The sequence below is a fragment of the Micromonospora zhanjiangensis genome (assembly GCF_042650605.1).
GTDB lineage: Bacteria > Actinomycetota > Actinomycetes > Mycobacteriales > Micromonosporaceae > Micromonospora_J > Micromonospora_J zhanjiangensis.
Map to the genome: position 1 here is coordinate 35301 of NZ_JBHSBN010000038.1, position 6298 is coordinate 41598.

6 protein-coding genes are annotated in these 6298 nt (G+C 72.4%); all 6 read right to left on the reverse strand.

The features are described from left to right. Position 1: 1 nt before the first annotated feature. On the reverse strand, positions 2–1039 hold the full coding sequence (locus ACFOX0_RS30935) for an aldo/keto reductase (protein WP_377552631.1): 1038 nt from the start codon (positions 1037–1039) through the stop codon (positions 2–4). Between the two features lie 23 nt (positions 1040–1062). Continuing rightward, on the reverse strand, positions 1063–2394 hold the full coding sequence (locus tag ACFOX0_RS30940) for an LLM class flavin-dependent oxidoreductase (RefSeq protein WP_377552632.1): 1332 nt from the start codon (positions 2392–2394) through the stop codon (positions 1063–1065). Then, positions 2391–3140: an ABC transporter ATP-binding protein gene (locus tag ACFOX0_RS30945; RefSeq protein WP_377552633.1), complete on the reverse strand. Its 750-nt coding sequence runs from the start codon at positions 3138–3140 to the stop codon at positions 2391–2393. The genes ACFOX0_RS30940 and ACFOX0_RS30945 overlap by 4 nt, the downstream gene beginning before the upstream one ends. Continuing rightward, positions 3116–3958, reverse strand: a complete 843-nt coding sequence (locus ACFOX0_RS30950; RefSeq protein WP_377552634.1) for an ABC transporter permease — start codon at positions 3956–3958, stop codon at positions 3116–3118. Before ACFOX0_RS30950 ends, ACFOX0_RS30945 begins: the two co-directional genes overlap by 25 nt. Continuing rightward, entirely contained in the window at positions 3955–5016 is a 1062-nt protein-coding gene (locus ACFOX0_RS30955) for an ABC transporter substrate-binding protein (RefSeq protein ID WP_377552636.1), read from the reverse strand. The genes ACFOX0_RS30950 and ACFOX0_RS30955 overlap by 4 nt, the downstream gene beginning before the upstream one ends. 596 nt (positions 5017–5612) lie before the next feature. Then, positions 5613–6298, reverse strand: a 686-nt coding sequence (locus ACFOX0_RS30960; protein WP_377552638.1) for an RICIN domain-containing protein, incomplete at its 5' end; no start/stop codon positions are given.

The window sequence follows — 6298 nt, forward strand, 5'->3', positions numbered from 1 at the left end:
GTCACGGCGACTGTCGGCGGCGGCGGGCCGGGTCGGTCAGCGAGGGCGGCTGGTAGCCCGCGTCGGCCGGGTTCAGGGTGGTGCCGGGCGGGACGATGGCGTCGATCCGGTCCAGCACGTCCCGCGGCAGCGTCACCTTGGCGGCGCCGAGCTGGGACTCCAGGTGCCCGAGGGTGCGCGGCCCGATGATCGCCGAGGTGACGGCCGGATGTTCCAGGACGAAGGCGATCGCCAGGTGGATCAACGACAGGCCGGCCTGCTCGGCGAGGGCGGCCAGTTCGTCGACGGCGGCGAGCTTACCGGCGTTGGCGGCCGCGGTGGGGTCGAACCGGGCGGGGAACCGGTCGGCCCGCCGGGAGATCGGGGCGTCGAGGCCGCCGTAATACCGGCCGGACAGCCAGCCGCCGGCCAGCGGGCTCCACGGCAGGACGGCCAGGCCGTACCGCTGGGCCACCGGCAGTACCTCGCGCTCCACACCGCGGGCCAGAATCGAATACGGCGGCTGCTCGCTGACCACCCGTTCCCGCCCGCGCCGTTGCGCGACCCACTGGCCCTCCACGATCGCCGACGGTTCGAAGGTCGAGCTGCCGACGTAGCGGATCTTGCCCTGGTGGACCAGGTCGGTGAGCGCGCCGAGGGTCTCGTCGATGTCGGTGTCCGGTTCCGGCCGGTGCACCTGGTACAGGTCGATCCAGTCGGTGCGCAGCCGGCGCAGGCTGTTGTCCACGGCACGGACGATCCAGCGGCGCGAGTTGCCCCGGTGCTGGGGATTGTCGCCGACCTGGCCGTGGAACTTGGTGGCCAGGAAGACGTCGTCGCGGCGGCCGGTGGACAGCGCCTTGCCGACGATCTCCTCCGACTCGCCGTGCGAGTAGACGTCGGCGGTGTCGATGGCGGTGATGCCCTCGTCGAGGGCCCGGTGGATGATCCGGATGCCGTCCTCGTGGTCCGGGTTGCCCCGGCTGCCGAAGTTCATCGCACCCAGGGTGAGGGAACTGATCTGTACGCCGGTGCGGCCGAAGGGCCGGAGGTCGACCATGGGATGAAGCCCTTTCCGGACGGTCAGCGGACGGCGGCCACGGCGGGCCGGGCGAACCGGTTGGCCGGGCGCGGCAGCCCGTAGTGCTCGCGCAGGGTGCTGCCGGTGTACTCGGTGCGGAACAGACCACGCCGTTGCAGGATCGGCACGACGTGGTCGACGAACGCCTCCAGGCCGGACGGCAGCACGGGCGGCATGATGTTGAACCCGTCCGCGGCGCCGCTGCGGTACCACGTCTCGATGGCGTCGGCCACCTGCTCGGGCGTACCGGCGAAGGTGCGGTGCCCACGACCGCCGCCGAGCCGGCCGATGAGCTGCCGTACGGTCAGCCGTTCCCGCCGGGCCAGCGTGACGATGAGCGTGTACCGGCTCTTGGCGCCCTCGATCTCGTCCTCGGCGGGCAGGTCGGCGGGCAGTTCCCGGTCCAGGTGCAGGTCCTCCGGGGCGACCCGCAGGGTGGTGGCGAGCTGCTGCCGGGCGTACTCGGGTCTGATCAGCCGGTCCAGCTCAGCCTCCAGGGCGTGGGCCTCTGCCTCGGTGGCGCCGATGGCCGGGACGATGCCGGGCAGAATCTTGATCGTGTCCGGGTCGCGGCCGGCCTCGGCCGTGCGTCGCTTGAGGTCGCGGTAGAACTCCTGCGCCTCGCCGAGGGTCTGTTGCGCGGTGAAGACGGCCTCGGCGTACCGGGCGGCCAGTTGCTTGCCGTCCTCGGACGAACCGGCCTGGACCAGCAGCGGGTGCCCCTGCGGCGGACGCGGCACGTTGAGCGGGCCGGCGACCCGGAAGTGGCGGCCCCGGTGCTCCGGCCGGTGGATCAGCTCGTCGTCCCCCCACCGGCCGGCCGCCTTGTCGCCCAGCGGGGCGGCGTCGTCCCAGCTGTCCCAGAGCTTGAGCGACACGTCGACGAACTCGGCGGCCCGCTCGTACCGGTCCCGGTGGGCCGGCAGGTCGTCCAGGTTGAAGTTGCGGGCCGCGTCCACGCCGGCGGTGGTGACGATGTTCCACCCGGCCCGGCCGCCGCTGACATGGTCCAGCGAGGCGAACCGCCGGGCCAGGTTGAACGGCTCGTTGTACGTCGTGGACGCCGTGGCGATCAGGCCGATGCGGCTGGTCGCCACGGCCAACGCGGTCAGCAGTACGGTCGGTTCGAGGGTGCCGGCGGGTCGGCGGCCGACGCTGTTGAACAGCACCGGGCTGTCGGCCAGGAAAACCGAGTCCAGCTTGCCCCGCTCGGCCGTGCGGGCGAGCCGGGTGAAGTGCGCGACGTCGGTCTGGGCGAACGGGTCGCTCTCGGGCAGTCGCCAGGCCGCCTCGTGATGGCCAACGCCCATCAGGAACGCGTTGAGGTGGATCATGTTTGGCCTCCGGTCTCGTCGACGCCCAGCGCCGCCAGCAGCCTCTCCCGGTAAGCCAGGAACCGCGGCTGCCGGTGCGAGCGCGTCGTCGGCAGGTCGATGGTCTGGTCGAGGGCGACGCGGCCGGCGTCGAGCACCAGCACCCGGTCGGCGAGCGTGACCGCCTCGTCGACGTCGTGGGTGACCAGCAGCACGGCCGGCCGGTGCCGCGCGCACAGGTCGCGCAGCAGGCCGTGCATCCGGATCCGGGTCAGCGCGTCCAGGGCGCCGAACGGCTCGTCGGCCAGCAGCAGCTCCGGCTCGCTGACCAGGGCCCGGGCCAGCGCCACCCGTTGCTGCTCGCCGCCGGACAGTTCCTTGGGCCAGGCCCGTTCGCGGCCGGCCAACCCCACCTCCCGCAGGGCCGCCCGGCCGCGCTCGGTCGCGTCCGGTCCGGACCGGCCCAGGACGACGTTGGCCAGGACGCGCTGCCACGGCAGCAGCCGGGCGTCCTGGAAGACGACCGCCAGGTTCCGCGGCACCTCGACCAGGCCGGTGCCCTCTCCGGCGCGGTCGAGGCCGGCCAGCGCGCGCAGCAGCGTGCTCTTGCCCGAGCCGCTGCGGCCGAGCAGCGCCACGAACTCACCCGCCGCGATCCGCAGGTCGAGCCCGTCCAGGACCACCCGGTCGCCGAACCCGCGGTACAGGTCGCGGACCCGGACCGCGCGCGGTGGCGCGGCGGTCAGTCCGCCAGCGTGCGTCGCCATGCCAGCGCCCTCCTCTGTACGAGTCGGACGGCGCCGTCGGACGCCAGGCCGAGCAGGCCGTACAGGACGAGGCCGACGATGATGACGTCGGTCTGGCCGTACTGGCGGGCGAGGTCCATCATGTAGCCGATCCCGCTGGTCGAGTTGATCTGCTCGACCACCACCAGGGACAGCCAGGCGCCCACCACGGCGAACCGCATGCCGAGCAGGAATCCGGGCAGCGCGCTGGGCAGCACGATCCGGCACAGGAAGACGGCCGGTGACAGCCGCAGCGACTCCGCCAGTTCGACGTGCCGGCTGTCGATGCCGCGCAGCCCGTTGTGGGTGTGGATGTAGACCGGTACGAGCACGCCGAGCGCGATGGTGGTGACCTTCATCTGTTCGCCGATGCCCAGCCACAGGATCAACAGCGGCACCAGCGCGAGCGCCGGGATGGCTCGCTTGACCTGGATCGGACCGTCGAGGAACGCCTCACCCCACCGACTCAGGCCGGCCACCAGGGCGAGCACCGTACCGATGGCGGTGCCGATCGCCAGGCCGAGTCCCGCCCGGCCGGCGGAGACCGACAGGTGTTCCTGCAGCCGGCCGTCCGCGATCAGCTCACCGGCCGTGCGCACCACGGTCCACGGCGCCGACAGGGTACGCGGATCGATCCAGCCGGCCGCCGACCCGACCGCCCACCCCACCAGCAGCAGCACCGGCCCGACGGCGACGCCGTACCGGATGGGGCGGCCCGGGCCGAGTCGCCGCCCCGCCGGGCGGTCCGGCGCGGTCGGGACCTGCGCCGACCGGTGCCGGGTGAGCACCGAGGCGGTCACCGGGCACCTGCCTCGGCGAGCGCGTCCGCGGCGACCCGCTCGTACCGCCGGTCGTAGAGGTCCTCGGCCTTCAGCGGCTTGTTCCCGGTCTCCTTCGCCAGCAGGTCGATTGTCTCCTGATGCCGGGCGATGGCGTCGGTCCAGCTCGCCGGGATGTCCGCGATTCCGCCGTTGTCGACGAGCCACCGGCCGTCGGCGGTGGTGAGGCCCTGGTCCTTGACGTAGTACCGCTCGATCCACTCGTCGGGATGGGTCTCCCGCCATCGCCATGCCCTGGCCCAGACCCGCACGTATTCACGGATGGCGGCCGCCTTCGCCGGATCTGCCAGCACGGTGATCGGCGCGTACAGGTGTCCCGGGTCGTCCCGCAGGCCGTGCGCGATCGTGCTGCCGCCGTCCGGGCCGTACTTGGCCTCGTACCGTCTGATCTGGACGCCACCGATCGGTGCCACGTCGACCTGGTGGCCGGCCAGCGCCGTCACGTACACGTCACCGGTGCTGGGCAGCTCGACCAGCTTGACGTCCTTCCTGGTCAGTCCGGCCTTCCGCAGCACCCGCAGCACCAGGGCGCCCTGCGCCTGTCCCGGGCTGTAGGCGACCTTCCTGCCCCGGATGTCGGCCAGCGTCCGGACGGCGACTCCCGGTGCGACGCCGAGCCGGTAGACGGTGTGGTTCAGCGGGTCCTGCCGGAACTTCGACGCGACGATCCTGGTGGGGATGCCGGTCCAGTGCGAGTGGATCGGCGGGATGTCCGCGACCGACCCGAGGTCCAGCGCGTCGGCCCGGAACGCCTCCAGGGTCTGCGGGCCGCCGCTGAGGTTCGCCCACTGCACCCGGAAACTGAACTTGTCGGCCAGACCGGCGAACTCGATGGCCTTCTGGTGTTCCTTGTCGCCCACCACCAGCGTGGTGCCCTTCGGCACGGCCGAGGCGAGCGGCGCGGCGGCGAGCGCGGCGTCCGGCTCGGCGCCGCGCGCGCAGCCGGTCAGGCCCAGCGCGACGGCGCCGGCGGCGGCGGACAGGAAGGACCGGCGGTCCAGGACGTGGCGCGGCTTCACCTGAGGCTCCTTGTCGGATGGGGGCGGGGTGTGGGGCCCGCGACGGTCGACACCGCGACCGCGACGACCCGGCGGGGCGGCCGGATGCGGACGGTGTCCGGGGCGAATGGGGCGGACGGCTCGATGGCCATGGTGAGGGCACTCCCTACCTGGTCGGCTGCGGCGGGGACGCACCGTCGCGGGCACGTGGGCGCGGCCCGACGCGGCGCGAATGCCGGGCCGAACGCGACACGCGGGTGGCACCGGTCCTCGTTGAGCCGGCGACGCGACGGTGGTGGGAGAGAGAAGAAGCGGCGGGGTACGCGCTCAGCGGCAGCGGCCGCGCGCGGTGGTCCAGCCCCGGCAGCAGCCCCGGGACACCGCGATCGCGGTGCCGTCGAGCGGAGCGTCCTGGCCGGTCATGAGTTTAGCTTTTACCCACTAATCCTAGTGGTCAAGTAGGCTTTCATATGCTGAGACGACCGGGGCGGCGGCGCCGGTGGACGCCGGGTCGCCTCGCGAGCGTTTCGCCAGGTGACCGGGTGTACGAATGACGGTGGGGGCCGGGCCACTCGGCCCGACCCCCACCCTCGGTCCCGTACGGTGGGCGGAACCCGTCAGCTGACGGCGCTCCACTGCTGGTTGGAACCGTTGCCGCAGTCCCACAGCACGATCTTCGTACCGTTGGCCGTGCCGAGGTTGTACGCGTCCAGGCAACGCCCGGACTGCACCCCGCTGATGGTGCCGTTCGCGTTGACGTTCCACTGCTGGTTGGTCTGGCCGTTGCAGTCCCAGATGATCACAGGGGTGCCGTTCGCGGTGCCCCGACCGCTCGCGTCCAGACACTTGGTGCCCGACACCTGCAACTGCTTGCCGGACGTGTAGGTCCAGCGTTGCCCGGTGCCGCCCCAGCAGTCGTACAGCTGGACCTGGACGCCGTTGGTGGTGCTGCCGTTCGGCACGTCCAGGCACCGGCCGGAACCGCGACCCACCAGCTCCACGTTCTGGTACGTGCCGCCGCCGTTGCCGGGGGTGCCGATGCTGCCGGGCACACCTTGCAGGGCGTTGTACCAGACGGCGGCCATCTTGTCGTAGCCGCCCGCGGTCGGGTGGATGCCGTCGATCAGGTCACCCGTGGTCAACGCCGAGTGCATGTCGACCAGATGCACCCGCTTACCGGCGTTCACCTTGCCCTGCACGATGCCGGGAATCGCCGCGTTGAAGGTCCGCACCGCCGACTCCTGACCCGAGTTCGACAACGGGATCAGCTGCGCGACGAACACCTCCGCGTCCGGCACCGTCG